This is a genomic window from Arthrobacter sp. MDT1-48-3, from assembly GCF_054511015.1.
Genome location: NZ_JBTNDL010000001.1, coordinates 837,626 through 863,278 on the forward strand (window position 1 = coordinate 837,626; position 25,653 = coordinate 863,278).

The following is a 25,653-nucleotide window of genomic DNA, read 5'->3' on the forward strand; positions in this document are numbered from 1 at the left end:
CATTCCTCAATGAGAATGTATGTAGCAAGTCATACATCGGAGAACATATCTTCCGATGACATACTGACCAAGACTAGTCAGCACGTGCCCTCGGGCCTATTTAAGACGACCTCAACCGGCAGCGGGTCGATGCGTGTAGCCTCTGCACAGTTCCAGGAACCGCGTGTTCGCGGCCTCCTCGCCGATGGACACCCGCACTCCCTCCGAGCCGAACGCACGCACCGACAATGCCTGCTCGCCGGCTTTCGCGGCGAAATCCTGCGCGTGCTCGCCGAGCGCCAGCCACACGAAATTGCCCTCGGCCTCGGGGATGCTCCACCCCAGCCCGCGGAGCCCGTCGACCACGCGGACGCGTTCGTCCACGATGGACTGCACGCGCGCCTCGACCTCGTCGATGTGGCGCAGCGAGGTGACGGCGGCGTGCTCGGCGATCTGGGAGACGGCGAACGGGACGGCGCTGACCCTCAGGTGCTCGGTGAGCGCCTGCTGCGAGACGGAGTAGCCGACCCGCAGGCCCGCCAGGCCGTGGGCCTTGGAGAACGTCCGGAGCACGATGACGTTCGGGTGGTCCCGGTAGAGGGCGATCCCGTCGACCGCGTCCGGGCGCCGCACGAACTCCTGGTACGCCTCGTCGATGACGACCACGATGTGCGCGGGGACCTTCCCCAGGAAATCGACCACGTCCTGGCGCGTCAGGATGGGCCCGGTGGGGTTGTTCGGCGTGCACAGCAGGATGACGCGGGTGCGGTCCGTGACGGCGGCAGCCATCGCGTCGAGGTCGTGCGTGCCGTCCGCCCGGACCGGCACCTGGACGCCGGCTGCTCCGGCGAGCCCCACGCTGATGGGATAGGCCTCGAAGGAACGCCAGGCGTACACCACCTCGTCGGGGGCGTCGAAGTCGTTCTGGCCGGCGAAGGTCGCGAGGATCTGGTTGAGGGCGCCCAGACTGCCCGCCCCGGTCACGATGTCGGTGGCGGGAACGCCCAGATAGCCGGCCAGCTCGGTCCGGAGGGCCGTGGTCAGCGGATCCGGGTAGCGGTTGATCGCGGTCTCGGAGGCGATCGCCTCGAGCACGGCGGGCAGGGGCGGCAGCGGGTTCTCGTTCGACGAGAGCTTGAAGCTCTCCATCCCCTCGACGACGACGGGGGGTTTCCCGGCCGCGTAGCGGGGAAGCCGTCCGAGGACGCTTCGGGGATGGACGGCGGCCGGCGCGCGGTCCGCAGCGGACAGGTCATCGGAGGGCGTTGCCGGCAAGTCATCGATCGACGTCATGGAGACAGCCTAGACCGGGTGCCTGCGCCCCGCGCGGGACCTGGGAGGCTTCGCCGGTCCGGGACGCCGGGCCGCCGTGAAGGACGACCGGCCGGCCGTCCCTGCGGCGCCGGCGGTGGCGAGCAGGGCCGCGGCGGGGACCAGGGACGGTGCGTCACTCGAATCCACGAACCGCGCCCCCGCCGCGTAGTTCTCCAGTTTGTGCGCCGGGCCGAGGCCCCAGGGTTCGGAGGAGCCGTCGTCCCGACGGGTCAGGGCCGGCACCGGATTGCCGAGCGTCACGGTGGTGCGGTGGCGGCCCTCCTCGTTCGCCGTCATGTCGAGCTCGGGCACGGCATCCGCGCGGTGCTCGAGGTGGAGGTACTCGCTGTCGCCGGATGCATGCCATCCCGTGGGAGAGCCCGCCGTCAGGACGAGCTGGACGTCGTAGCGTCGGTCCACCGCCCCCGGCCCGGCCAGGTTCACGGCGTGGAGCCCGCCCTGGCTGTAGCCCGCGATGATCAGGGCATCGCCCGACGCCGCGCCCGCCCGGTCGAGCGCTTCCAGGACGGCCGCCTCGGTGAAGCGGCTGTCCTCTGCCAGGGCTTCCGCGATGCCTCCTTCATCGAAGGGATTGCTGCCGGCGGCACCTTCGGCCGTTCCCACCTGTGTTCCCGGCAGGACGACGACGTACACCGGCCGGTCCTCCGTGCCGGCACGGAGCACCTCGAACGTCCCGGGTTCCTCGGCCTCGACGGCTGCCATCCGGTCGATGATTCCTTCCACGGTCCCGTCGAAGGGGACGGTGTCGCCGACCGCCCCGGCGCGCAGCGAGATGGGGCCGACCTCCAGCAGGTCCGCGTCGATGGCCGAGCGTGCCGCAGCCCGTGCCGCTGCCCCGCTCCCGACCCGGACGGCTTCGAGGGCCGCGACGGCAGCTCGGTCCGCGACGGCATAGGCGGTCAGGCTCGCCCGGAGCCGTTCCTCGGTCGAGGCCAGGGCGCGGCCGTTGTCCGTCGCGGCGGTCCACGCCGCGTCGAGGGAGGCGAGCGCGTTCCCGTAGTGGTGGCCCGCCAGGCTTCCGAGGGGCTGGAGGTGCAGGACCGACCGGGGGAGCTCGCTGACATCCCACCGGAGGTAGCCGAGAGCCATGGCCACGTCCCCTGTATCCGTGGCGAGCAGCGACAGGATCCGCGCAGCCTCCTCGAGCTCCTCCCACTGGAACCGGATCCCGCCGACACCGCCCCGGACGGTCAGCGGGCCGTCGTTCCCCTCGACGGGACGGAGCGCTCCGGTCACTGCCCCGCCTGATGGCGGAGCATCTCTGCGTCGCGGACCAGCCGCCCGCACTCACGGAGGTCAGCGGCTGCAGACTCGAGCAGGTCGATCGTGCGGGACAGCTCGAGGCAGCGCTCGGACAGGTAGGACCTGAAGTTCCTCCCCGCCGGGGATTCCCAGGACAGCAGGCTGACGGCCAGCGCATGCCGACGGATCTCTCCCAGGTCTGCCGCGTGCCGCCGCAGGGCGCCCTCCATCGCGGGAATGTCCGAGCCGGCCGTCACCGGTCCGTCTCGCGTGCCCGCCTCCGGCCGACCGTCCATCGGAGTCCCCTCCCGTCACCGTGCCCCTGCGGTACGCCCAACGCTAGGAGCGCGCCGTGGCGGCATCGGAGCGCCGTTCCGGTATGTGGACAGCGGGGTGAGGACCGCTGCCCGCTCCGTGAAAGAATGGCGCAATGGCTGACTCCGCGCTCTCCCGGGTTGAATTCGCTGCACTTTCCCGAGGGGAGGGGACGTCCCTGACCCTCGGCCCACTCGACGGCCGGTACCGCGAGGCGGTCGCTCCCCTGATCGACTTCCTCTCGGAGGCGGCACTCAACCGCGACCGGGTCCACGTCGAGGTCGAATGGCTGATCCACCTGACCCGCCGGTCCGTGCTGCCCGGGACCGAGCCGCTGGGCGAGGAGCAGGAGGCCCGGCTCCGGGCCATCGTCACGTCCTTCGACGCCGACTCGGTCGCCGAACTCGGTGAGATCGAGGCCGTCACCGTCCACGACGTCAAGGCCGTGGAGTACTTCATCGGGCGGCGGCTCGAAGGGATCGGCATCGGGCACCTGAAGCCCCTCGTCCACTTCGGCTGCACCTCCGAGGACATCAACAACCTCTCGTACGCCCTCGGCATCAAGGGCGCGGTCCTCGACATCTGGCTTCCCGCCGCACGGAGCCTCGTCGCGTCCATCGCGGACCTGGCGCGGACCTCGAGGGACACCCCGATGCTCTCCCGGACGCACGGCCAGCCCGCCACGCCCACCACCCTGGGCAAGGAGATGGCCGTCGTCGCGCACCGGTTGACCCGCCAGCTCGACCGCATCGCCGCGACGGAGTTCCTCGGCAAGATCAACGGTGCCACCGGCACCTACGCGGCGCACTACGCCTCCGTCCCCCAGGCGGACTGGCAGGACGTCTCCCGGTCATTCGTGGAGGGACTCGGACTCGACTGGAACCCCCTGACCACGCAGATCGAGTCCCACGACTGGCAGGCGGAGCTCTACTCGGACGTCGCGCGCTTCAACCGGATCCTGCACAACTTCTGCACCGACGTCTGGAGCTACATCTCCATCGGCTACTTCGCCCAGGTCCCGGTGGCCGGAGCGACGGGCTCCTCGACCATGCCCCACAAGGTCAACCCGATCCGCTTCGAGAACGCCGAAGCCAACCTGGAGATCTCCTCGGCCCTGCTCGACGTCCTGGCGTCGACCCTCGTGACCTCGCGGTGGCAGCGGGACCTCACGGATTCCTCGAGCCAGCGCAACATCGGCGTGGCGCTCGGACACTCCCTGCTCGCCATCTCGAACGTCGCCAAGGGCCTCGCCCGCCTCGATGTGGCCGAGGACGTCCTCGCGGCGGACCTCGACGGGAACTGGGAAGTCCTCGGCGAGGCCGTGCAGATGGTCATGCGGGCAGAGGCGATCGCGGGTGTCCAGGGGCTCGACGATCCGTACGAGCGGCTCAAGGAGCTCACCCGCGGGCACCGGGTGGACGCCGGGCGCATGCGGGAATTCGTCAGCGGCCTCGGACTGAGCGAGGACGCCGAGCAGCGGCTCCTGGAGCTCTCCCCCGCCCTCTACACCGGCATCGCCTCCGACCTCGTGGACCATCTGGGCTGACCGACGCCGGCGCAGGAGCCGGGCAGCAGTTCCGATCCATGCGCCCCACCGGGAAGGCTCCATGCCAAGCACACCAGCACCACTGATCCGGGCCGACCGGACACTGCTCCATGTCATGAGCTTCAACATCCGGTACGACCGCCCCGCGTCCGAGCCGGGCGAGGTGGACTACTGGCCGGACAGGATCGCTCCGCTGCAGGACCTGCTGCGCCGGGAGGTCCCGGCGGTCCTCGGGGTGCAGGAAGCCCTCCACCACCAGCTGGTGGTCATCGAGGCCGCCCTGCCTCCGCACTACCGCCGGATCGGCGTGGGCCGCGAGGGCGGTAGCCGCGGGGAGTACTCGGCGATCTTCTACGACGCCGCGCGGCTGCAGCTCATCGAGTGGGACCAGTTCTGGCTCTCCGACACCCCGCGGCTGATCGGCTCGTGCACGTGGGGAAACGGTGTCACGCGCATCGTCACCTGGGGGCGGTTCCATGATGCCGTGGCGGACCGCGAGGTCCTCCTGGTCAACACGCACTTCGACCACGAGTCCGACTCCGCGCGGGTGCGCAGCGCCGCCGCCGTGCTGGACCTCGTGACCTTCTTCCGCCCACGGCTGCCCACCATCGTGATGGGGGACTTCAATTCCAACGCCGGCTCGTCCCCCGCGTACCGGAGCTTCCTCCAGTCCGGTGTCCTGGGCGACGCCTGGGTCCTGGCGGACGAGCACCTCACCCCCGCGTACGGGACGGTCCCGCGCTACGGGCACCCGGTGGAGGGCGGCCGCCGCGTCGACTGGATCCTGACGACGCCCGACGTGCTGGTGCGCCAGGCCGCCGTCAACACGTCGACGCTGGACGGCACGTTCCCCAGCGACCATCTGCCCGTTCAGGCCCTCGTGGACATACCCCGCCGCCGGACGCCGACCGTCTCCTCCACCGCCGCGATCCCCTAGCACGCCGGCACCTCCCACGGCGGCCCGTCGTGTCCTTGACGCCTCCTCCCCGGGAACAGGACGCTGATGGGATGGAGTGGTGGACCGACGTCCTGACCGCCGAGGACTACGAGGTGGGCCGGCAGATCGTGCAGCGCGGGGTCGCGGCGGTGTACCTCGTGGCGTTCCTGTCCGCGGTGGCGCAGTTCCCCGCGCTCCTCGGCGAGAAGGGCCTCCTGCCCGTGCCGGCGTTCCTCGAACGCGCCGGCGGACGGGCCGGCCCCTCGCTCTTCCACCGGCGCTACTCCGACCGCCTGCTGCTCGCCGTCGCCTGGGCCGGCGCCGCCGTCTCGGCCCTGCTCGTAGTCGGACTCCCGCAGGCCGGTCCGCCGTGGGTGCCCCTGGTGGCGTTCCTCGTGATCTGGTGGCTCTACACCTCGATCGTGAACGTGGGCCAGACGTTCTACGGCTTCGGGTGGGAGAGCCTCCTGCTCGAGGCAGGTTTCCTCGTCGCGTTCCTCGGATCGGACGAGGTGGCTCCGCCCTTCCTCGTGCTGCTGATGATCCGCTACCTCGTGTTCCGCCTCGAGTTCGGCGCGGGCATGATCAAGATGCGCGGCGACCGTTCGTGGCGCGACCTCACGGCGCTGTACTACCACCACGAGACCCAGCCCATGCCGAACCCGGCCAGCCGGTTCTTCCACCTCCTGCCGAAGCCGCTGCACCGCATCGAGGTGGCGGGGAACCACGTCACCCAGCTCGCGGTACCGTTCCTCCTCTTCGCCCCGCAGCCCGTCGCGGGATTCGCCGCACTCGTCATGATCCTCACGCAGGGCTGGCTCGTGGTCTCGGGCAACTTCGCCTGGCTCAACACCCTGACCATCATCCTGGCGTTCGCGGCCGTGCCCGATTCCTTCTACGCGGCGGTGATCCCCACCGTCGATCCCGCCGGCTCCTACCAGCCGACCCCGCTCTGGTTCACGATCGTCGTCGTGCTCGCCATGCTCCTGCTCGCCTATCTGAGCCGGCAGGCCCTCGCGAACCTGTTCGCCCGGCACCAGCTCATGAACGCCAGCTTCAACAGGTGGCACCTCGGCAACGCGTACGGGGCGTTCGGGAGCGTCACGAAGGTGCGCTACGAGGTGATCGTGGAGGGGACGCTCGACGAGGTGGGACCGGGGGCACGGTGGCTCGAGTACGAGTTCAAGGGCAAGCCCGGGGACCCGTCACGCATGCCACGGCAGTTCGCGCCCTACCACCTGCGCCTGGACTGGATGATGTGGTTCCTCGCCCTCGGCTCGGAGCGCGGCTGGTTCACCCCGTTCCTCGTCAAGCTCCTGCAGGCGGACCCGCTGATCCTGAAGCTGCTGCGCAAGGACCCGTTCGACGGCGCGCGACCCCGCTACGTGCGGGCACGGATCTTCCTCTACCGCTTCTCCACGCGGGCCGAGAAGCGCGCCACGGGTCTGTGGTGGATCCGCGAGCCGCAGGGCGTCCTGGTCCACCCGGCCTCACTGCGCGCCGAGGTCTCCTGAGGCCGGGCGCCACTCGACTCCCCCTCCGCCGAGCAGGAGGAGCCGCTTCTCCTGGGCATCCCAGCGACGTACGGGCCCGGTGGAGAGACGTGCCGGCGGACGGTTCCGCAGGATGCCGAGGGCAGCGGCCAGTTGCTCGGCGGTGAGCCCGTGCGCCAGCGTGATGTGCGGCGTCCATGCGCCCGGCACCGTCGTGGGCACGGCATCGGCGACGCCGTCGAGCACGGACCACACGCGCCGGTGCAGGGCGGCCAGGGCATCGTCCGCGACGACGTGCCGGGCGAGCACGTACTTCCGCCGGGTGGGGAAGACCAGGAGTCCCGCCGTCGTGAGTCCGAGCGCGTCCCCTTCCGCGACGGCGGCGAGGTCGTCGTCGTACCGGCCGTCGATTCGCGCGGCGGCCGCGAGCGTGATGTGCGGGCTGTTGCTCGACGACGGGTGGCGGGACTGGTTGGGCAGGTCCCCTGCCTCCAGTGCCGCCCAGTCCTCGAGCAGGAAGAGGTCCGACGCCGGGTCCAGCAGGAGTTCGACGCTATCGGCCATGCCGGTCGCTCCCCCCTGCCGGGACCGGCTGCGGATCCCGGAAGGGCACCGCGGTCAGCGCGGCGGTCGCCGGAAGTCGCCGACGCCCTCGGAGCCGTCCACTTCGGTGGCGCCCGTGCGCGGGTTGCGCTGCGGCCGCTGGTAGGCGAGCTCCCCGCCGTTCCGTCCGCCGAAGGGCCGGCCGTGGTCCGCGTACTCCTCCCGGAAGAACGCCAGCGCCCAGTCGCCGAGCCGGATGCGGGCACCCGTCCGGAGGACGGACTCCTCCCTCCCGTTGACGCTCCCCGTGATGGCGCCGTGCGGCACCAGCACGTACTCGTCGTCGTCCGTGTGGCGGATCTCGGCATGCAGGTCGTCGAGGCCGCTCAGATTGAGCATCGCCCCGGCTCCGCTGCCGATGGTGGTGCGCTCCTCGACGAGGGCGAACTCCCGCGGCACCTGTCCGTCCCACGCGTCGGAGTTCTGCACGAAGATCAGTCGTGGCCGGCCGCCGCCGTGCTCGTAGTGCGTCGTCGTGATGGTCCGGCGGATGCGGCGGTTCACGGTCGGGACGAGCGGGAACGGAGTGGACGGCGGAAGGAGCGACGGCGCATCGCTCTTGTCGAGTGCGCGGCGGCCGACGCCGAGCAGGGGCGCAAGGGTCCCCGGGGAACCGAGCCGGATGTGCGGCGAGCGCGTCACGAGCCGCTGGGCCATGGAGGTCCGCACCGCGCCGATGCTGACCAGGAGGCCCTTCGGGCTGCTGACGGACACCGAGAGGCCGCGGGCCGCCAGCTGCTTCGCGGCAGCACGGACCTGCCCGACGCTGGGGAGGTTGGTGCCCCGGAAGGACGCCGGATCGTCGAGGAAGATCTCCACCGCGGTCCCTGCGGCCTTCACGGTGCCGCTCAGCCCTGTTTCCGGTTTGCCGTCCGCGGCCGGTTCCCCGAGCGAGAAATCAATGTCGATGTCGAGCCTGAGTGTGGCCATGTCGCTGGTGACGCGTCAGCCCGCGTAGGGATCTGATCCGCCGGCGGCGTTGTCACTCGTGGTGATGCGCAGGGTGCCGTTGAACTTCCAGGTGGCGCGGGGAGCATCCGGGCCGATGTCGCGCGGGACCTCGATGGTCATGTTCTGCAGCGTGTAGTTGATCGCAGCGCCCCTGCCGGTCAGGTAGGACCACATCTCCTCCGCGAGGTCGGTCCAGTCGCGGATGGTGTGGGATTCGCCGGCGGTCGAGGTGTTCTCAGTCATGTCGATTCCTTCGTGGGTGATTCAACAATGACAGACGTCCTCTAACCCGTCTGACTTAGGTACTGGCCACCTTAGCCGAGGCCCGCGGCTACCGGAACCCGTCCGCGGCGGACGGGTTCCGGTCGGCGGTCACCACTTCGGGTGCACGGTGGCCCGGAAGTGGCGGTCGTAGATGGCGGCGACGGCGACGCCGATCTCCCGACCGAGGTCCGCGTGGCCGGCGGCCGCCGCATTCGCCCTGGCCTGGTCCGGGGTGCGGGCTCCAGGGATGACCGTGCTGACGCCGTCCTGCGCGATGATCCATGCCAGTGCGGCCTGGGCGGTCGTGACGCCCTCGGGGACGAGCTCCGCGAATTCACGGGCGGCCTGCAGCCCGGTCTCGTAGTCGACGCCGGAGAAGGTCTCGCCGACGTCGAAGGCGGCGCCGTTGCGGTTGTAGTTCCGGTGGTCGTTCTCGGCGAACGCGGTGTCCTTCGTGTACTTCCCGGACAGCAGGCCCGAGGCCAGGGGCACGCGTGCGATGATGCCGACGCCGGCGGACTTCGCCGCGGGCAGCACCTCGTCGAGCGGCTTGAGGCGGAAGGCGTTCAGGATGATCTGCACGCTGGCGGTGGTGCCGCGTGCGATCGCCGCGAGCGCCTCGTCGGTGCGCTCGACGCTGACGCCGTAGTTCCTGATGACGCCGTCGTCGACGAGGGTGTCGAGGGCGTCGTAGACCTCGTCGGAGCTGTACACGGCGGTGGGCGGGCAGTGCAGCTGCACCAGATCGAGGGCGTCGACGCCGAGGTTGGTGCGCGAGCGGTCGATCCACTGGCGGAAATTGGACAGGGAGTAGTTCTCGGGGGTCTGGTCGACGCGGCGGCCCATCTTGGTGCCCACGAGGATGTCGAGGTCCGGGTTGTCGGCGAGGTAGGAGCCGATCGTCGTCTCGCTCCGCCCGTCGCCGTACACGTCGGCGGTGTCGAAGAAGGTGACGCCGGCTTCGACGGCCGCATCGAGGACGGCCACGGCGTCCTTGTCCTCCACCTCGCCCCAGTCGGCGCCGAGCTGCCAGGTGCCGAGGCCGACGACGGAGACGGGACGGCCGGTTCTTCCAAGGGTTCGTTGTTCCATGGTTCCGACTATAGGCCGGGGAGCGTCGGCGCCGCCGCCGGAACTACCGGCGTCGGGTGCTCCTCCGGTGTCCGGCGTTCCTCCAGCGGAGCGCGCGCCTGCGTCCGCGTGCGCTCCGCCGTGCGGGCGGGGCGGTCCTCGTCCACCGCCGTCGACCCCTTGCCGGGGATCCAGCGGGCAGCCTCGTGCCGCAGGTCCCTCTGCCGCTCGCTGTCCATGCGGTCGAGGAGTGCCACGACCATGTTCGACCGCGGGTTGCGGGCGAACAGGTCCCGGTAGTCCCTGATGAACTCCCAGTACAGCGCGTCCCAGCTGAACCGCCAGGGGCCGTCCCTGAAGTCGCTCATCTTCCTGATGTAGTTGCTGCCGCTCACGTAGGGCTTGGTGGTGATCATGCTGCCGGCCGCGTACTGGCTCATGGCGTAGACGTTGGGCACCATCACCCAGTCGTAGGCGTCGATGAACATCTCCATGAACCACTCGTAGACGGCGTCCGGCCTGGCGCGCATCAGCAGGGCCGCGTTGCCGAGCACCATGAGGCGCTCGATGTGGTGTGCGTAGGCCGTCTCGAGGATGCGCGTGATGACGGAGTCCACCGGTGCCAGTCCCGTGTCCCCGGTCCACCAGCCCTCGCCGAGGTCCGCGGTGAGCCGCAGGGTGTTGCCGGTCCGCATCTCGCGGCCGCGCAGGACGTACGACGCCCGGATGTATTCGCGCCACCCGATGATCTGGCGGAGAAAGCCCTCGACGCTGGCGATGGGCGTCCCGTGCCGTTCCGCGAAGTCGAGGGCGAGCTCCACCACCTCGGCAGGGCTGAGCAGGCCGGTGTTCATGCTCGAGCTCAGGGCCGAGTGGAAGAGGTACGTCCGGCCCTCGGCGATCGCGTCCTCGTACGGTCCGAAGAGCTCGAAGCGCTCCGTGAGGAAGGCTTCGAGGGCGTCGAACGCCTGCCGGTGGGTGACGGGCCAGTTGAAGGACTCGGCGTTGCCGGGATTGTCCGGGAAGGCGGTCCGCACCCAGGCGACGGCGTCCTCCACCTCCGGCAGCCGTTCGAACTGCGGGAGGTCCGGCACGATGATCCTCCTGGGGAGCTTCTTGCGGTTCTCGGCGTCGAAGCTCCACTTCCCGCCCGTCGGCGAGCCGTCGCGCTCCACGAGGATGCCCAGCCGCTTGCGCTGCCATTCGTAGAAGGTCTGCATGCGCCAGTTCGCGGAGGAGAAATAGCCGGCGATCGTGTCCCGCGGGGTGAGGAACTGCGGAGTCCCGAGCACGCGCCCCTCGACGCCGGCATCGGCCAGCGTGCGGCTGAGCCGCCCCTCGAGCCAGTCGTCGACGACGTCGTAGTAGCTCACCACCGTGGCACCGCATTCGAGGAGCAGCGCGTACAGCCGCTCCTGACTGGTGGCGTCCGCGGACGTCTCCACGTAGTGCACCGCATAGCCCGCGCCCTCGACCCGGCGGGCGAGGAGCGTCATGGCAGCACGGTGCAGGACGAGTTTCTGCTGGTGGAACCGGAGGCTGCGGAAGAGGAGGTCGTCCTCGAGGAACACGAAATGCGTGTCCGGGGACGCCTCGAGGTGCTCCTCGAACAGCTGGTGGGGCAGGACGAGCCGGACGTGCACGGAGAGTGCCTTCCTGGGAGGAGACGGTCGACGGGCGCAACCCTAGCGCGCGCCGCCGACAGGCCTTGCGATGCTTGACTGTAAGTATGCTTAGTGGTTGCGTGGGGGACATCGATTCGAAGGGACCACCATGAGATCACTCTGGCTCGACACCGCGCCGCACATCCCCTCCGACACCCTGCCGGACGGCGCCTCCTTCGACTCGGTGGTGGTGGGAGCCGGATTGACGGGCATGACGACGGCGCTCCTCCTGGCGCGTGCGGGTCACCGGGTGGCGATCCTCGAGTCCAGGACGGCAGGGGCAGTGACCACGGGGAACACCACGGCGAAGCTCTCGCTCCTGCAGGGCACCAGTCTGTCGACGATCCTGAAGCACCACGACGCCGAGCTGGCACGCGCCTATGTCGTCGGGAACCGTGAGGGCCAGAGCTGGCTGCTGCGGTTCTGCGATGATCACGGCATCGACTACGAGACGCGGGACGCCGTGAACTACGCGACCACCGATACCGGAGCACGGAAGCTGGCCTCCGAGCACGAGGCGTGCACCGAGTCAGGGCTCGCTACCGAGCTGGGCACCGCGGCCACCCTCCCCTTCCCCGTGCGGAGGACGCTGCGGCTGAAGGACCAGGCGCAGTTCCACCCACTGGAGGTCCTGGCGGGGCTGGCGTCGGAGTTCCGGCGGCACGGTGGTGCGCTGATCGAGGGCGTCCGTGTCGAAGGAGTCGCGAAGACGGGCGCCGATGGTGTCGAACTGAAGACCAGCGCGGGCGCCGTGACGGCGTCGAACGTGGTCCTCGCCACCGGCATCCCCATCCTCGACCGCGGCGGCTACTTCGCCGTCCTGCAGCCGATGCGTTCCTACTGCGTGGCGCTGACAGTGGACGACGACGTCCCGGAGGACATGTTCCTCAGCGCCGATTCGCCCACCCGCTCCCTGCGGACCGCCACCGTGGACGGCACGAAGTACCTGATCGTCGGCGGCAACGGCCACAAGGTGGGCCACAGCTCGAACACGCAGGCCAAGGTGGACGACCTCACGCGCTGGGCTCAGGAGTACTTCCCGACGGCACGGCCCGCCTACGCCTGGTCCGCCCAGGACTACACCCCTGCCGCCGCCGTCCCGTACGTCGGCAAGGTGCCCGCCGGCGGCGGGCACATCTACGCGGCGACGGGCTACAACAAGTGGGGCATGACCAACGCCGTCGCGGCATCCATGGCCCTGTCCGGCGAGATCCTGGGCGGCAACATGCCCTGGGCCGAGACCCTGTACCGGACGAAGGTCAGCCCGTCCGACGCGCTCCAGACCGTGCAGGCGAATGCCGTGGTCGGCATGGACATGGTGACGGGCTGGCTGTCCGGTCTCGCTAAGACCGGGGAGACGGCTCCTGGCGAGGGCGAGGGCCGCGTCGTCCGGGAGGGCGCGCGCCCCATCGGCATCTGCACGGTCGACGGCGTGCAGCACCGCGTCTCGGCCGTGTGCCCGCACCTGCGCGGGATCCTCAACTGGAACGACGCGGAACGGTCCTGGGACTGCCCACTGCACGGGTCCCGCTTCACGGCCGACGGGAAGCTGCTCGAAGGACCGTCGACGTCGGACCTCGCGGACACCCGGCGCTAGGGACCAGTCCTGCCGCGAAGTCCCGGGAAGCCTCACTTCCGGCACGCCCGGTCGCATCAGCCCCGGGCGGCGCCGGCAACGGCGCACAGGTCCGTCGCCGCGCTGCGTCGCCGTCTACCTGCGCCGTCAGTGCCGGACGTCCCGGGCGGCCAACTCCTTGAGGAGGTCGCGCATCTCTGTGAGCAGCGCCGTGTCGACGGGCAGGGGCTCCTCCGCGGGTTCCTCGGGTGCTGCGAGCGCGCGCAGGCGGGCGGTCGCCCGGTTCATCGGCATCACGAAGAGGAAGTAGACCACGGCTGCGGTGATGAGGAAGGTGACCGCGGCCGTGATGACGGCTCCGATGTCGACGAAGGTGGCGTCGTTCCCCGGGCGGATCCGGAAGCCGAGGCCGACGTCGACCCCGCCCGCGGACGCGATGACCGGCTGGATGATGTTCGCCGTGAACGCGCCGACGAGCGCGGTGAAGGCACTGCCGATCACCACCGCGATCGCCAGTTCGATGACGTTCCCGCGCAGGATGAAGTCCCTGAAACCCTTGATCACGTGATCGTCCCTCTGGTCGGTGGTTCTGTCGGATGTGGCTGTGCGGCCCACTCTAGTAAGGCGTCCGGGACCACCCGGCATCATGCCTACTCCTGGGAGGCGCCGGCTCCGCGTCCCGAGACGATCAGGTCGACGACGTCGAGCAGTTCGGCGATCTCCTCGGGACTCGTCCGCCCGGAGCCCGCCGAGGCGAAGAATGCGGCATCGTAGTAGAGCCCGTCGCCGAGCAGTTTGACGGCGCGCGCCGTCGTGCGGTCACCGAGCTGCGCCTCGAGGGCGTCCAGCCATCGCTCCTGGATCTCGGCGAGCGAGGCCTTCGCCGTCGGATGGCCCTGCTGCGCGAGGCGGGCCATCGAGACGAGGGCGCGGTCCAGGGCGCTGTCCTCGAAGACGGAGGTCCTGACGTAGTAGCGTGCCGCTCCGTCCGGGGCCGAGGCCATGGACTCCCGGTCCCGGTCGGCGAGGCCGCGGAGCCGGTCGGCAAGGCCCTCCACCAAGGCTTCCTTGGAGGGGAAGTGGTACAGGAGGCCGCCCTTGGAGACGTCGGCGGCGGCGGCGACCGCCTCCATGGTGGCGGCTCGTTCGCCGTCACGGATCAGCGCGTTCTCGAAGCTGTCGAGGATGCGCTCGCGGGAAGTTGACACCCCACGATGATACCGGTCACTTTTGTTGAACTGTACCGGCTGGACGGTATAGCTTAGAGGGATGACAACACCCTCCCCCTCCGCACGTGTGTCCGAGGTGAACCCGCGTGCCGTTCCTTCCTCCCCCGTATCCCTTGCCGGCCGCCGCGAATGGTTCGCCCTTGCCGTGCTGATGCTGCCGGTGCTGCTGGTCTCGGTCGACAACACCGTGCTGAGCTTCGCGCTGCCCGAGATCTCCCGCCACTTCGCGACGAGCGGCACGACGCTCCTCTGGATCGTCGACAGCTACCCCCTCGTCCTGGCGGGACTGCTCGTGGCGATGGGCAGCTTCGGCGACCGCTTCGGCCGGCGCCGCCTGCTCATGATCGGAGCGGCCGGCTTCGCCCTGTTCTCCGTCGTGGCCGCCTTCGCACCGACCGCCGGATTCCTCGTCGCGGCACGCGTGGGCCTCGGCGTCTTCGGTGCCATGCTCATGCCCTCGACGCTCTCGCTGATCCGCAACATCTTCGCGGATCGCAACCAGCGGCGCGTCGCCATCGCCGTCTGGGCCGCCGGCTTCTCGGCCGGCGCGGCCCTCGGCCCGCTGCTCGGCGGCGCCCTGCTCGAGCACTTCTGGTGGGGCTCCGTGTTCCTCCTCGCCGTGCCCGTGCTCGTGCTCATGCTCGCGCTGACCCCGGCCGTGGTGCCCGAATCCAGGGACGCCACCCCGGGCCGCGTGGACTACGCCGGCATCGTCCTGTCCATCGCGACCATGCTGCCGGTCGTCTACGCCATCAAGAACCTCGCGAAGGGCGGACCGCTGCTCGTCTCGGTGACGGCGGCGTTCATCGGCCTCGCTGCCGGCACGGCGTTCGTGGTGCGCCAGCTGCGGGGTCGCGATCCCATGCTCGACGTCCGCCTGTTCAGGGTCCGCGCCTTCACCGGGGCCGTCCTGGTCAACCTGCTCGCGATCTTCTCGCTCGTCGGCTTCCTGTTCTTCGTCTCGCAGCACCTGCAGCTGGTCCTCGGGTACAGCCCCCTCGATGCCGGGCTCGTCCTGCTGCCGGGCCTCGTGGTGACGATCATCGCCGGCCTCGCCGTCGTGCCGCTCGCCCGCAGGCTGCCCCCGCACGCCGTCGTCCCGGTGGCACTGCTCTTCTCGGCGGCCGCCTACGCGATGATCGCCCTGCTGGGTGAGGGCGGATCGGCAGGGTTCCTGATGATCGCCTTCGTCATCCTCGGCATCGGCGTGGGCGCGTCGGAGACGGTCTCGAACGACCTCATCCTGTCCTCGGTGCCCGCCGCGAAGGCGGGTGCGGCGTCCGCCGTCTCGGAGACCGCCTACGAGGTGGGCTCGGTCCTCGGCACGGCCGTGCTCGGCAGCATCCTGCTCGCGTCCTACCAGCAGAACCTGCGGCTCCCTGCGGGCCTCAGCTCGGCGCAGGCGAACACGTCCACCGAGACCCTCGGCGGCGCCGTCGAGGTGGCGACGCAGCTCGGCCCCACTAGCGCGTCCCTGCTCCGGGACTCGGCCTTCTCCGCTTTCGACAGCGGCGTCACGGTGACCTCCGGGATCGCTGCCCTGCTCATGGTCGGGGCATCGGTCCTCGCGGCGTGGAGCCTGCGCGGCGAGGCCAGGGCCGCGGCGGTCGAGCCCCGCCCGTAGGACGACGGCGGCGGCGCTGGTGCTTCCGGCGCCGCCGCGAGCCACCCCGCCCCTACAGCGGCGGGGTCCGCGGCGGGGCCGAGCGTCGCGACCCCGTGGCCTCGAAGGCGGCCGCGAGGCGCAGCAGTTCCGTGTCGCTGTAGGCGGGGCCGGCGAAGGTCAGCCCCACGGGCATCCCGAGGTCCTGCGCCACCCCCATCGGCACGGTGACCGTCGGTATGCCGAGGTGCCGGGGCACGAGGTTGCCGTTCGACACCCAGACGCCGTTCCGCCAGGCGATGTCCGCCGATGCCGGATGCGTATCGCTGTCGGATGGTCCGACGTCCGCTGCCGCCGGGAAGACGACGGCGTCCAGCCCGAGACCGGCCATCCACTCGTCGAGGTCCACGCGGCGTGTCTCCTCGAGGCCCCGGAGACCCTCCTCGAGGTGCGGGATGTCCACGAGCTTCACCGCACCGTGCCGCCGGATGAACTCGGGATATGCCGCGATGTCGTCGTCGAAACCGCTGTACCGGTCCGGAAGTGCCCCGCCGTCCGGCGGGAAGATCGTTGCACCGTCGACGTCGGCGAGGGAGTCCAGGGCCGGGTCGCCGTTCGCCTGCAGGAAGTCGTGCCAGGCCCACGCGGACAGGTCGAGGATCTCGCTCTGCAGGAACTCGGAACTCACCAGCCCCCGAGTCGTGATCGTGGGAGCACCGGGACGGTCGCCCTCGTAGTTGGAGACGACGGGGAAGTCCACCTCGACCACGTCCGCCCCGGCCCGCTCCAGGTCCGCCCGGGCGGCCGCCCACAGGTCGAGGACGGAGGCCCGGGTGCGGATGGCCCGGCCCGTGGGCCCTCCGATGTCGGCGGACGGGCCGGTACCGGCTTCGGGGTCCCCGTTGATGTACATGCGCGGCACGCCGAAACGCTTCCCGGCGAGGTGCCCGCGTGCCTCGTCGGCGTCGCGCGGAGCGAGGGAGACGTACGAGTCGGGCCGGAGGGCCGACGCGGCGGGGATGTCGATCCACGGCTGGGTGCGCCAGAAGTCCCCGCGTGCATCGTCGTCGTCGGCGACGACGACGTCCAGGATCTCCAGGAGGTCGGCCATGGTGCGGGAGTGCGGCACGACGACGTCCATGGTCGGCACGAGCGGCCAGTTCCCCCGGACGGAGATCACGCCGCGGGAGGGTGTGTAGGCGCAGAGGCCGTTGTTCGAGGCCGGTGACCGTCCGGAGGACCAGGTCTCCTCCGCCAGCCCGAAGGCCGCGAAGCTCGCGGCGGTCGCCGTTCCGGAGCCGTTGGACGACCCCGAGGCGAACGCGGCAGTGAGGTAGCCGGCGCTGTAGGGGCTCTCCGCCCGCCCGTAGAGACCGCGCTGCATGCCGCCGTTGGCCATGGGCGGCATGTTCGTGAGGCCGACGAGGACGGCTCCGGCGTCGCGCAACCGGCCGATGGTGAAGGCGTCCTGCTGCGCGACCAGGTCGCCGAAGGCGGGAGAGCCGGCGGCGACGGTCAGGCCCTTCACCTTGTAGCTGTCCTTCGCGGTGTACGGGACACCGTCCAGCGGCCCCCGCACCGTTCCGCGTGCCCGCCGCTCGTCCGAGGCCCGGGCCTCCTCGAGGGCGTGCGGATTCAGGACGACGAGCGCATTGAGGCGTATCCCGCCCCGGTCGTAGGCCTCGATCCGGCGCAGGTACTCGGTGACGAGCTCCTCGCTGGTCGTCCGGCCGGCGGCCAGGGCCTCGCGCAGGTCCCGGATGGTGGCTTCGACGACATCGATCGGCATCACTGCTCGCCCCCTCGTGCTCGCGGCTGCTGCTGCGTGATGCAGTGGATGCCGCCGCCGAAGGCGAAGATGTCGCGGGCGTCCACCAGTTCGATCGTCCGCCCGGGGTAGGCCTCGGCGAGGATGCCTGCCGCCACCTCGTCCCGGGGATCATCGAAGGCGCAGAGGACGACGACGCCGTTCGCGACGTAGTGGTTGATGTAGGACCAGTCGACGAACTCCCCGTCGTCCCGGATCGCGGTGGGTGCGGGCACGTCGACGATCCGCAGGGGGGCGCCGTCGGCGTCGACGGCTGCGGCGAGGACGGATCGCAGCCTGCGCGTCACCTCATGGTCCGGGTGCTGCGGGTCGTCCTGCCGGTGGAGGAGCAGCGTCCCGGCGGCCGTGAACGCGGCGACGATGTCCACGTGGCCCCGCGTGCCGAACTCGTCGTAGTCCCGCGTCAGCCCGCAGGGCAGCCAGACGGCGTGCCGGGTGCCCAGGCGGGCGTGGAACTCGGCTTCCACCGACTCCTTGGTCGCGCTCGGATTCCGGCCCGGGTCGAGCTGGACGGTGTCGGTCAGCAGGACGGTGCCTCGCCCGTCGACGTGGAATCCTCCGCCCTCGTTGACGAGGTCACTCGTCGTCGCGCCCACCCCGGCGAGCCGTGCGACGGCCGCCGCGACCTTCGCATCCTCGGTCCAGGCGGCCCAGTGCTGCGCTCCCCACCCGTTGAACACCCAGTCGACCGCCGCCACTCCTCCGCCCGGCTCCCGGACGAAGGTGGGGCCGGAGTCGCGCAGCCACGCATCGTCGAGGGGCACCGCCTCGACGGTGATGTCCTCTCCCAGCATGCCGCGCGCCCGGTCCAGGTCTGCCGGATCGGCAAGGACGGTGACCGGCTCGTACCGGGCGATGGTCTGCGCCACGCGGACCCAGGCCCTGCGTGCCCGGTCCAGGCTCGCGCTCCCCTGCTCCCCGAAGGTGTCGTTGGCGGGCGGGAACGCCATCCACGTCCGGGCGTGGGGCTCCCATTCGGCGGGCATCGTGGCACCCGGCGCTGGAAGGGTCCCGGCTTCCTGGGGGACGGTCGAGGAGGGGGAGGAGCCCACGGGATCTTCCTTTCGGGGTGCGGACGAATGACCTGCGCCACAAAATGAATGGCGTTCATTATTGCGGCAACTCTAGAGGACGTGGTCGAGGGTGCACAAGCCGGAGATACCCGGAGAAGCTTCACCGATAGCGGCGGGCGTCCGCGGCCTCGGGCGCGAAGACGCCGACCTGCAACCCGATGACGGGGGCATGCCAGTCCGAGACGGGGGACACCTGTCCGGTCAGTCGCTCCCTGAGCCAGCCGCTGAGGTCGCCCGTCGCCCGCGTGCCGTCGATGACGTCGGCCAGGGGGTAGCCCCCGGTCCGGGGGACCTGGACCTTGGTGCCGTCGAGGAAGGAGACGATGACCTTGACCCTGGCATGCTCACGGCACTCCCGCTCGGCCTGATCGGCCTCGTGCCGCAGGGCGGTCAGGGCGTGGTCGAACACGATGCTCCCGCGGTCGAAGGACGGGTGCGCCGGCCGGGCGACCGAGTGGAACGCGACCCAGTGGAGTGGATGCACGTCCGAGACGACGGTCACCGCTCCTGCCCGTGCCCTGATCTGCAGCCACACGAGGTCGTCCGGGACACCGTTCAGTTCGGCGAGGACGGGACGTACGCCGCAGGCCTCCCAGAGCGACGCGATGCGGTGGTGGAGCGCCGGGACATCAGGGCAGGTCACCGTGAACCCGTCCTCAGCTGCCTCGACATCCACCTTGAAGACCAGCATGCCCTACCACCTACGGGACGCGGACGACGTCCCTTACGTCGAAAATAGGCTCCTGCGGGGCGTGGGTCCAGTACTTTGGCGGGTCGGCTTTCCGCTTGAAGCCCGGCGGGGTCCTATCCGACGGGACCGGGGCCGAACTCCACCTGTACGGTGAGGCCGCCGCCGGGGGTCCGGGCGAAGGCGAGGCGTCCGCCGTGGGCCTGCGCTATCCGCCTGCAGGTCGCGAGGCCGATCCCGGTGCCGGACGGATCCCCGTCACGGTCGAGGCGCACCAGCGGCTCGAGGACGCGGTCGTAGTCCTTCTGCGGGATGCCCTTCCCGTTGTCGGCCACCTCCAGGCGCCAGGATCCGGGCGTGGCGGTACCGCTGATGCGTACCTCCGGTGGGATGCCGGGACGCGCGTAGGCGACGGCGTTGGCCACCAGATTCTGGATGAGGACGCGCAGCTGCTCCCGATCGGCGCTGGCCGAGAAGTCCTCGGTGTGGATGCGCACGCCGTCCACGTGGTGCCCCAGGTCGTCGACGGCGGCCTGGACCACGGCCGCGAGGGAGACGGTCTCCGGATGCGCGGCCCCGCCGACCCGCGAATAGCCGAGGAGGTTCTCCACCATGGAGGACATGCGGAGGGCGCTCGCACCGATCCGCTTGAAGTACGTGCCCGCAGGGCCCTCCTGCAGGTCGGGCTCGTCCTCGGCGAGCTCCGCGAGTCCGACGACGTTGGTCAGGGGTCCACGCAGGTCGTGACTGATCCGGCCCGCGAATTCGCCGAGCAGTTCGTTGCTGCGCTGCAGCTCGGAGATCGTCGCGTCGAGCTGGCGTGTCCGCAGCTGGAGGTCGAGGACGTCGACCACCTGGGCGGCCAGGGTCTCGAGTCCCGCCGCCTGCTGTCCGGTGAGGTTGCCCGGCTCCTCGTCGAAGATGCAGAGGGTGCCGAGGGGTACGCCGTCCGTCGTCAGGAGAGGCGTGGTGGCGTAGAACCGGACGGCCCCGAAGCGACCGTCCACGAAGGGGTTCGCCCGGAACCGTACGTCCTCGCTGCAGTCCTCCACCACGACGGTGGAACCGTACTTGAGCACCTGCCCGCACAGCGAGTCGTCCCGCGCGCACATGAGCGGCTCGAGTCCCAGCGCGGCGATCTGGTGGAACTCGTCCTCGGTGATCACGTTGATGGCCCCGTACCGGGCGTTGCAGAGCTGGACGGCGAGCGCCACGAGATTCTGCAGGGCGGCCGGGGCGTTCGAGGCAGCGGCCGGCTGCGGCAGGGAACCGGCGGGCGCCACCTCGCCCAGGGCCACGCCCAGCCCGTACCGCGAGAGCAGGTCGGCGTGCCCGGAGCCTCGGTCAGCCTTCTGCAGGGATGCCTGATCGGTCATGTCGCGAACGTCCTCCCAGTAGCAGCGCGCGATGATCTGCCTCCTAGGGTAGTCCCCGGCGTCCACGCGCACAGCGAACACGCGGCCTCCCCGGCCGGCTGCTCACCAGGATCGGGGACAATAAGGATGTGGCCCTGTTAACCGAATCCCCCGTCCTCGACGCCGACGCCGTCCGCCGCGAGGCCGGACGCCGTCGCACCTTCGCCGTCATCTCCCACCCCGACGCCGGCAAGTCGACCCTCACGGAGGCCCTCGCACTCCTCGCCCGGGCCATCCAGGACGCCGGTGTCACGCACGGCAAGTCGAGCCGCCACGCGACCGTGTCCGACTGGATGGGCATCGAGCAGGAGCGCGGCATCTCGATCAGCTCGGCCGCGCTGCAGCTGACCTACCGCGACACCATCCTGAACGTCGTGGACACCCCCGGCCACGCCGACTTCTCCGAGGACACCTACCGCGTGCTCGCCGCCGTCGACTCCGCCGTGATGCTGATCGACGCCGCGAAGGGCTTCGAGCCGCAGACCGTGAAGCTGCTGGCCGTCTGCAAGGCCCGCAACATCCCGATCATCACCGTCATCAACAAGTGGGACCGGCCGGGCCTGGACGCGCTCGGGCTGATCGACGACGTCGGCGAGCGCACCGGCATGACGCCTGTCCCGCTGACCTGGCCGGCCGGGATCGCCGGCGATTTCCAGGGGCTGCTGGACCTCCGGGCACAGCGGGCCATCGCCCTCGAGGCCGTCGAGGCGGGCGCCCAGGCTGCCGAGGAGACCGACGTCGACATCGACACCCTCGACCCGCGTGATGCGGGTCCGTGGGTCGACGCGCGCGAGGAGTCCGGCCTGGTCGAGTCCTCGAACGGCTCCTTCGACCGCGAGGAGTTCGAAGCCGCGCGGCAGACGCCCGTCCTGTTCGCGGCGGCCGCCAAGAACTTCGGCGTCTCCCAGCTCCTCGACATCCTCGTGGATGTAGCACCCTCGCCCTCGCCGCGTCCCTCCAAGGAGGACGAGCCCCGGCCCATCGACGCGCCCATGTCCGGTTTCGTCTTCAAGGTGCAGGCCGGCCAGGACAGCGCGCACCGCGACCACATCGCCTACCTGCGCATCTGTTCCGGCACGTTCGAGCGCGGCATGGTCATCACCAACCAGCGGACCGGCAAGCCCTTCGCCACGAAGTACGCGCACCGCGTCCTCGGCCGCAGCCGCGAGGTGGTGGACACCGCGTGGCCGGGCGACGTCGTGGGCCTCGTGAATGCCACGAGCCTCCGCGTGGGCGACAGCCTCTTCGCCGAGCAGCCCGTGCAGTTCCCCGACATCCCCCGCTTCTCCCCCGAACTTTTCGCCGTCGCCCGGGCCAAGGATCCGGGACGCTACAAGCAGTTCCGCCGCGGCATCGAGCAGCTCGAGCACGAGGGTGTGGTGCAGGTGCTGCGCTCGGACCTCCGAGGCGATCAGGCGCCCGTCCTGGCCGCCGTCGGTGCCCTGCAGTTCGAGGTCGCCGCCGAGCGGCTCGGCACCGAGTTCAATGCGCCGACGTCGCTGGACCACCTGTCCTACACGCTCGCGATGCGCGTGGCGCCCGAGAGCCAGGGCGTGCCGCAGACCTTCCGCGGCGGTGAGATCATGTTCCGGTCCGACGGCGAGATCGTGGCCGTCTTCGGTGACAAGTGGAAGGTGGGGCACTTCAGGAAGGACTTCCCCGACGTCGTCCTCGAGCCCATCGGTGCCGCCGTCGACCAGTAGAGCGTCGGTCAGTAGCTCCCGGACGCTCCGCCGCCGCTGAAACCGCCGCCGCCGTTCATCGAGGAACCCGACGAGTGGCCGGCGGTGCCGCAGGAGTAGAGCGCGGGGTTCGCCACGTAGAGGGGCAGCCAGAGGGCCGGGTTGCTCACGGCGTCACTGCCACGGGTGCTGTACCGGTACTTCCGGTAGGCGTCGCGCTGCTCCTCGGTGAGCCGGAGATCGGGGTCCGATTCCTCGGCGGCCCGGAGTTCCTCGTCGGCGCGTCGACGACGGCGGCGGGAGTCCGCGACGATCCACCCGATGACCGCTGACAGCAGGAGGGCGATGCCCCCGCCCACCCAGGCGAACAGCACCCAGTCGAAGGGCTCCTCCTCCGGTTCCGAACCCTCCGCGTACAGGTACACCTGGTCCACGGCCTCCGTGAGCCCCCGGGCGTAGTCCTCATCGGCGAAGGCCGGTTCGAGGACGTCCTCGACGACGTCCTCGGCGTCGTCGTCCGAGAAGGCCTCCCGCACGCCGTCGGCCGTCTCGATGCGCAGTTCCCGCTCACCCGTGTCCGCGACCAGGAGCACGCCGTTGTCGGCGCCCTCGTCGCCCACCTGCCAGGCGGTGGCCACCGCGCGCGCGTAGTCCTCGATGGACCCTCCGGCGCCGTCGACCGTCAGGACGGCGACCCGCGCGGCACCGGTGGTGCTGTTCCGGCGATCGATGAGGGCGTCGAGGTCCTTCTCCTCGCCCGGCGTGAGGATCTCGGCGGCGTCCAGCACGTTGCCCTGGACCGGGCGTTCGGGGACATCGGCCGGCCGGCTACCACCGCACCCCGTCACCAGAAGCACCAGCACCGCGGTCACCGCGCCGGCCCGCCGTCGTCTTCCCGGAATCATCAGCACTCCCCCACGGTGTGGCCCTTCGATGTCTCCATTATGGACCGGCCTGCCGTCAGCGCGACCCCATGGAGAGCAACCCGTTCCGGATACCCGGGAGCACGGCGTGCAGCCGGTCGCGCGAGCCGGTCTTCTGCAGCAGCCCGGCGAGGTGGTACGTGATCGTCGTCTGCTCCACGAAGCGCCGGGCGGAGATCCGGCCGGAAGGACAGTGGGCCCGGGCAGCGCCTAGCTGTTCCGTCCCCGCGCCGTGACCGCCCAGCGTCCCTGTGCGGCGCCGTCGCGCACCACCTGCACCTCGTCCACGAGGTTGATCGTCATGCAGACATGGTTCGGGACCACCCGCAGCCGCGAGCCCAGCGGTGGAAGCTCCCGGCCGGTGGGCCACTCGACGGTGGCGTGGTGCTCGGACAACGCCACGATGCGCGCGTCGTGGTGGTCGAGCAGCCTGCCGTGCCCGGTGGCCCAGGCGGCGCGGTCGCTGCCCAGTACCTTGCTGCCGGCATCCAGGATGAAGCGGTCCGGTCCTCCGTCCGCGCCCCGCCGGTGGCTCACCACCGTACTCTCGATGCTCAGCGCGATGTCCGTCGGCCGGCAGTTGCCGAGCTCCCACTGCTGCGCGTCCCCGAAGACGTACACACCGGGGCGCAGTTCCGTCAGGGTGTCGCCCGAGGACAGGGGCGCCGACGGCGTGGACCCGCCGCTGACGGCGGGATCGCTGAAGCCTGCGTCGAGAAGGGCCGCCGCGGCGGCGGACAGGGCGGCCTGCTCGTCGGCGACCGCGGGACCCGCTGCTCCGGGGCCGTAGCTGTGGCCCGGGAAGGTGAAGACGCCGCGGACCTCCAGTCCGGCGGATGCGGCGGCCCTGGCGACCCCGACGGCCTCCCCCGGCAGGACTCCGCTGCGGTGGTGTCCGCTGTCCAGCTCGATGCGGACGCCGATGCGGGCGGCACCGGGCCCGAGGCTGCGGGCCAGCTGCAGGGCGCCCTCCGCCGAGTCGACGCCGACCTGGACGCGGGCGCGGTCGGCCAGCGCGAGCAGGCGCCCGGCGTCCCGCTCGTCGACCCACAGGGGGTAGGCGATGAAGACGTCCTCGATGCCGCGGGCGACGAAGGCCTCGGCCTCGCCGATGGTCGCGACGGTCAGGCCGACGGCACCCGCGGCGACCTGCAGGTGCGCGATCTCGGCGATCTTGTGGGTCTTGGCGTGCGGGCGCAGCGCGATCCCCCGCTCCCGCGCGGAGGTCGCCATGGCGGCGATGTTCCGTTCCAGGACGTCGAGATCGACGACGACGGCGGGCGTTGCGACACTGCCGGTGGCCGGCGGGATCCTGCCGTTCACGAGTCGAAGTGTGTCTCTGGGAGTTCCTGCCCGATCGAGGTGACCACCGCTGCTGCGACGTCGGCGAGTTTCTTGTTCCGACCGCTGGACGCAGCCTTGAGGATGGTCATCGCGGTGTCGTGGCTGCACCGGTTCTGCCCCATGATGATGCCCGCCGCGACGTCGATCGTGGTGCGCGAACTCATCGCGGCCCGGAGCTGGTCACCGGTGTCGGAGAGGTGCGCGACGCGGACAGCCATGCGGAGGGATTTCGAGGCCTCCCGGGCGAGGTCGACGGCGGCGGCGATGGCGGCCTTGTCGAAGGCGTTCTCCCGGGTCGAGTACAGGTCCAGGCCGGCTGCGGCGAGTCCGTCGAGCGGGATCGGCACGCCGATCGCCGAGCGGACACCATGGTCGGCGATGGCCCTCGTGTACTCCCCGAAGCGGGACTCGCTGCGGAAGTCCGGCACCACGTAGACCTGGCCCTCGCGTGCGGCCCGGATGCACGGGCCGTCGTCGAACTGGTACTGGACCTCGTCCATCAACCGCGCCTGCTCGCTGCTGCTCGCCACGTTTCCCTTGGCGCGCGGCCGGAGGAGGGTGACCCCGCAGAACACCTCGCTGCCCTCCGAGGACAGCGCATCCGCAGCGAGCTTCGCCAGCCCGTCGAGGAACTCGTTCACGTCGGAACTCTCCAGCACCATGTCCTGCAGCATCCCCGGCAGGGACACTTCGCCGAGTATCTGGTCGTCAGCCACCGGGATCCACCTTCTGCTCACATCGGGCCGCCGGTACACGGCCCATCGTCCGCCACGCTACCCGCATGGCAGGCCCACGGGAAACAATCGTCGACCTTCCGCATCCGGTCGTCAGGCGGGCCGGGATCAGGGTGGGGCGGAGTCGGACCGGGCGGACCCAGGACCGACGACGGCGG

At 70.6% G+C, this 25,653-nt stretch carries 24 protein-coding genes; 6 read left to right on the forward strand and 18 right to left on the reverse strand.

The window, feature by feature from the left end; all coding sequences use genetic code 11:
• Nucleotides 1-111 precede the first annotated feature (111 nt).
• Genes ACX80L_RS04155 through ACX80L_RS04165 form a run of 3 tightly spaced genes read right to left on the reverse strand, consistent with a single transcriptional unit; the run spans nucleotide 112 to nucleotide 2,852 of the window.
• Entirely contained in the window at nucleotides 112-1,272 is a 1,161-nt protein-coding gene (locus tag ACX80L_RS04155) for a histidinol-phosphate transaminase (RefSeq protein WP_459287852.1), read from the reverse strand.
• A gap of 9 nt (nucleotides 1,273-1,281) precedes the next feature.
• Nucleotides 1,282-2,550, reverse strand: coding sequence for a hypothetical protein (locus ACX80L_RS04160; RefSeq protein ID WP_459287854.1), 1,269 nt, complete (start codon nucleotides 2,548-2,550; stop codon nucleotides 1,282-1,284).
• Complete coding sequence (locus tag ACX80L_RS04165) at nucleotides 2,547-2,852, reverse strand: hypothetical protein (RefSeq protein ID WP_459287856.1); 306 nt, start codon at nucleotides 2,850-2,852, stop codon at nucleotides 2,547-2,549. Before ACX80L_RS04165 ends, ACX80L_RS04160 begins: the two co-directional genes overlap by 4 nt.
• 134 nt (nucleotides 2,853-2,986) lie before the next feature.
• Between ACX80L_RS04165 and purB the strand changes: the two genes are divergently transcribed.
• The 3 genes from purB (at nucleotide 2,987) to ACX80L_RS04180 (ending at nucleotide 6,868) form a co-directional block, all read left to right on the forward strand.
• The gene (purB, locus tag ACX80L_RS04170) at nucleotides 2,987-4,417 is read left to right on the forward strand and encodes an adenylosuccinate lyase (RefSeq protein ID WP_459287858.1); all 1,431 of its coding nucleotides are present in this window, start codon (nucleotides 2,987-2,989) and stop codon (nucleotides 4,415-4,417) included.
• 61 nt (nucleotides 4,418-4,478) lie between these two features.
• A complete protein-coding gene (locus ACX80L_RS04175; protein ID WP_459287860.1) occupies nucleotides 4,479-5,354 on the forward strand; it encodes an endonuclease/exonuclease/phosphatase family protein in 876 nt (291 codons plus the stop codon).
• Between the two features lie 71 nt (nucleotides 5,355-5,425).
• Nucleotides 5,426-6,868, forward strand: coding sequence for a lipase maturation factor family protein (locus ACX80L_RS04180; protein ID WP_459287862.1), 1,443 nt, complete (start codon nucleotides 5,426-5,428; stop codon nucleotides 6,866-6,868).
• Here ACX80L_RS04180 and ACX80L_RS04185 read toward each other — a convergent pair.
• The 5 genes from ACX80L_RS04185 to ACX80L_RS04205 all read right to left on the reverse strand — a co-directional run bounded on the left by ACX80L_RS04185 (nucleotide 6,845) and on the right by ACX80L_RS04205 (nucleotide 11,379).
• The gene (locus tag ACX80L_RS04185; RefSeq protein WP_208739382.1) at nucleotides 6,845-7,411 is read right to left on the reverse strand and encodes a 2'-5' RNA ligase family protein; all 567 of its coding nucleotides are present in this window, start codon (nucleotides 7,409-7,411) and stop codon (nucleotides 6,845-6,847) included. The two genes, ACX80L_RS04180 and ACX80L_RS04185, sit on opposite strands and share 24 nt — an antisense overlap.
• A 54-nt stretch (nucleotides 7,412-7,465) precedes the next feature.
• Nucleotides 7,466-8,380: an FHA domain-containing protein gene (locus tag ACX80L_RS04190; protein WP_133081542.1), complete on the reverse strand. Its 915-nt coding sequence runs from the start codon at nucleotides 8,378-8,380 to the stop codon at nucleotides 7,466-7,468.
• A 15-nt stretch (nucleotides 8,381-8,395) separates the two neighbouring features.
• Nucleotides 8,396-8,644 carry a hypothetical protein gene (locus ACX80L_RS04195; RefSeq protein ID WP_459287865.1) on the reverse strand — a complete coding sequence of 83 codons (249 nt, stop codon included), beginning with the start codon at nucleotides 8,642-8,644 and terminating at the stop codon, nucleotides 8,396-8,398.
• 129 nt (nucleotides 8,645-8,773) lie between these two features.
• Nucleotides 8,774-9,757 carry an aldo/keto reductase gene (locus ACX80L_RS04200; protein WP_459287867.1) on the reverse strand — a complete coding sequence of 328 codons (984 nt, stop codon included), beginning with the start codon at nucleotides 9,755-9,757 and terminating at the stop codon, nucleotides 8,774-8,776.
• A gap of 8 nt (nucleotides 9,758-9,765) precedes the next feature.
• Nucleotides 9,766-11,379: a cryptochrome/photolyase family protein gene (locus ACX80L_RS04205; protein WP_459287869.1), complete on the reverse strand. Its 1,614-nt coding sequence runs from the start codon at nucleotides 11,377-11,379 to the stop codon at nucleotides 9,766-9,768.
• Between the two features lie 130 nt (nucleotides 11,380-11,509).
• On the opposite strand from ACX80L_RS04205, the gene ACX80L_RS04210 reads away from it, so the two are divergent.
• On the forward strand, nucleotides 11,510-12,997 hold the full coding sequence (locus tag ACX80L_RS04210) for an FAD-dependent oxidoreductase (RefSeq protein WP_459287871.1): 1,488 nt from the start codon (nucleotides 11,510-11,512) through the stop codon (nucleotides 12,995-12,997).
• A 126-nt stretch (nucleotides 12,998-13,123) separates the two neighbouring features.
• Here the strand turns inward: ACX80L_RS04210 and mscL are convergent, their stop codons facing one another.
• Both mscL and ACX80L_RS04220 read right to left on the reverse strand, forming a co-directional pair.
• Nucleotides 13,124-13,540, reverse strand: coding sequence for a large conductance mechanosensitive channel protein MscL (gene mscL / locus ACX80L_RS04215; protein ID WP_133081553.1), 417 nt, complete (start codon nucleotides 13,538-13,540; stop codon nucleotides 13,124-13,126).
• Nucleotides 13,541-13,626: 86 nt separating this feature from the next.
• Nucleotides 13,627-14,184, reverse strand: coding sequence for a TetR family transcriptional regulator (locus ACX80L_RS04220; RefSeq protein ID WP_133081554.1), 558 nt, complete (start codon nucleotides 14,182-14,184; stop codon nucleotides 13,627-13,629).
• 61 nt (nucleotides 14,185-14,245) lie between these two features.
• Between ACX80L_RS04220 and ACX80L_RS04225 the strand changes: the two genes are divergently transcribed.
• Entirely contained in the window at nucleotides 14,246-15,829 is a 1,584-nt protein-coding gene (locus tag ACX80L_RS04225) for an MFS transporter (protein ID WP_459287873.1), read from the forward strand.
• 52 nt (nucleotides 15,830-15,881) lie between these two features.
• Here ACX80L_RS04225 and ACX80L_RS04230 read toward each other — a convergent pair whose 3' ends face one another.
• From ACX80L_RS04230 to ACX80L_RS04245, 4 genes are all read right to left on the reverse strand, one after another.
• Complete coding sequence (locus ACX80L_RS04230; RefSeq protein ID WP_459288087.1) at nucleotides 15,882-17,597, reverse strand: amidase; 1,716 nt, start codon at nucleotides 17,595-17,597, stop codon at nucleotides 15,882-15,884.
• A complete protein-coding gene (locus ACX80L_RS04235; RefSeq protein WP_459288089.1) occupies nucleotides 17,597-18,622 on the reverse strand; it encodes an agmatine deiminase family protein in 1,026 nt (341 codons plus the stop codon). Before ACX80L_RS04235 ends, ACX80L_RS04230 begins: the two co-directional genes overlap by 1 nt.
• A gap of 187 nt (nucleotides 18,623-18,809) precedes the next feature.
• Entirely contained in the window at nucleotides 18,810-19,400 is a 591-nt protein-coding gene (locus ACX80L_RS04240; protein WP_459287875.1) for a hypothetical protein, read from the reverse strand.
• Between the two features lie 113 nt (nucleotides 19,401-19,513).
• Nucleotides 19,514-20,773 (reverse strand): GAF domain-containing sensor histidine kinase, encoded by a 1,260-nt coding sequence (locus ACX80L_RS04245; protein WP_459287877.1) that lies wholly within the window; start codon nucleotides 20,771-20,773, stop codon nucleotides 19,514-19,516.
• A 128-nt stretch (nucleotides 20,774-20,901) separates the two neighbouring features.
• Here ACX80L_RS04245 and ACX80L_RS04250 point away from each other — a divergent pair, with 128 nt between their 5' ends.
• Nucleotides 20,902-22,515, forward strand: coding sequence for a peptide chain release factor 3 (locus ACX80L_RS04250; protein WP_244186106.1), 1,614 nt, complete (start codon nucleotides 20,902-20,904; stop codon nucleotides 22,513-22,515).
• 8 nt (nucleotides 22,516-22,523) lie between these two features.
• Here ACX80L_RS04250 and ACX80L_RS04255 read toward each other — a convergent pair whose 3' ends face one another.
• Genes ACX80L_RS04255 through ACX80L_RS04270 form a run of 4 tightly spaced genes read right to left on the reverse strand, consistent with a single transcriptional unit; the run spans nucleotide 22,524 to nucleotide 25,477 of the window.
• The gene (locus tag ACX80L_RS04255) at nucleotides 22,524-23,399 is read right to left on the reverse strand and encodes a TPM domain-containing protein (RefSeq protein ID WP_459287879.1); all 876 of its coding nucleotides are present in this window, start codon (nucleotides 23,397-23,399) and stop codon (nucleotides 22,524-22,526) included.
• 55 nt (nucleotides 23,400-23,454) lie between these two features.
• Nucleotides 23,455-23,577 (reverse strand): hypothetical protein, encoded by a 123-nt coding sequence (locus tag ACX80L_RS04260; RefSeq protein ID WP_459287881.1) that lies wholly within the window; start codon nucleotides 23,575-23,577, stop codon nucleotides 23,455-23,457.
• A gap of 50 nt (nucleotides 23,578-23,627) precedes the next feature.
• On the reverse strand, nucleotides 23,628-24,740 hold the full coding sequence (locus tag ACX80L_RS04265; RefSeq protein WP_459287883.1) for an alanine racemase: 1,113 nt from the start codon (nucleotides 24,738-24,740) through the stop codon (nucleotides 23,628-23,630).
• Entirely contained in the window at nucleotides 24,737-25,477 is a 741-nt protein-coding gene (locus ACX80L_RS04270) for an ANTAR domain-containing protein (protein WP_459287885.1), read from the reverse strand. The genes ACX80L_RS04265 and ACX80L_RS04270 overlap by 4 nt, the downstream gene beginning before the upstream one ends.
• Between the last annotated feature and the right edge of the window lie 176 nt (nucleotides 25,478-25,653).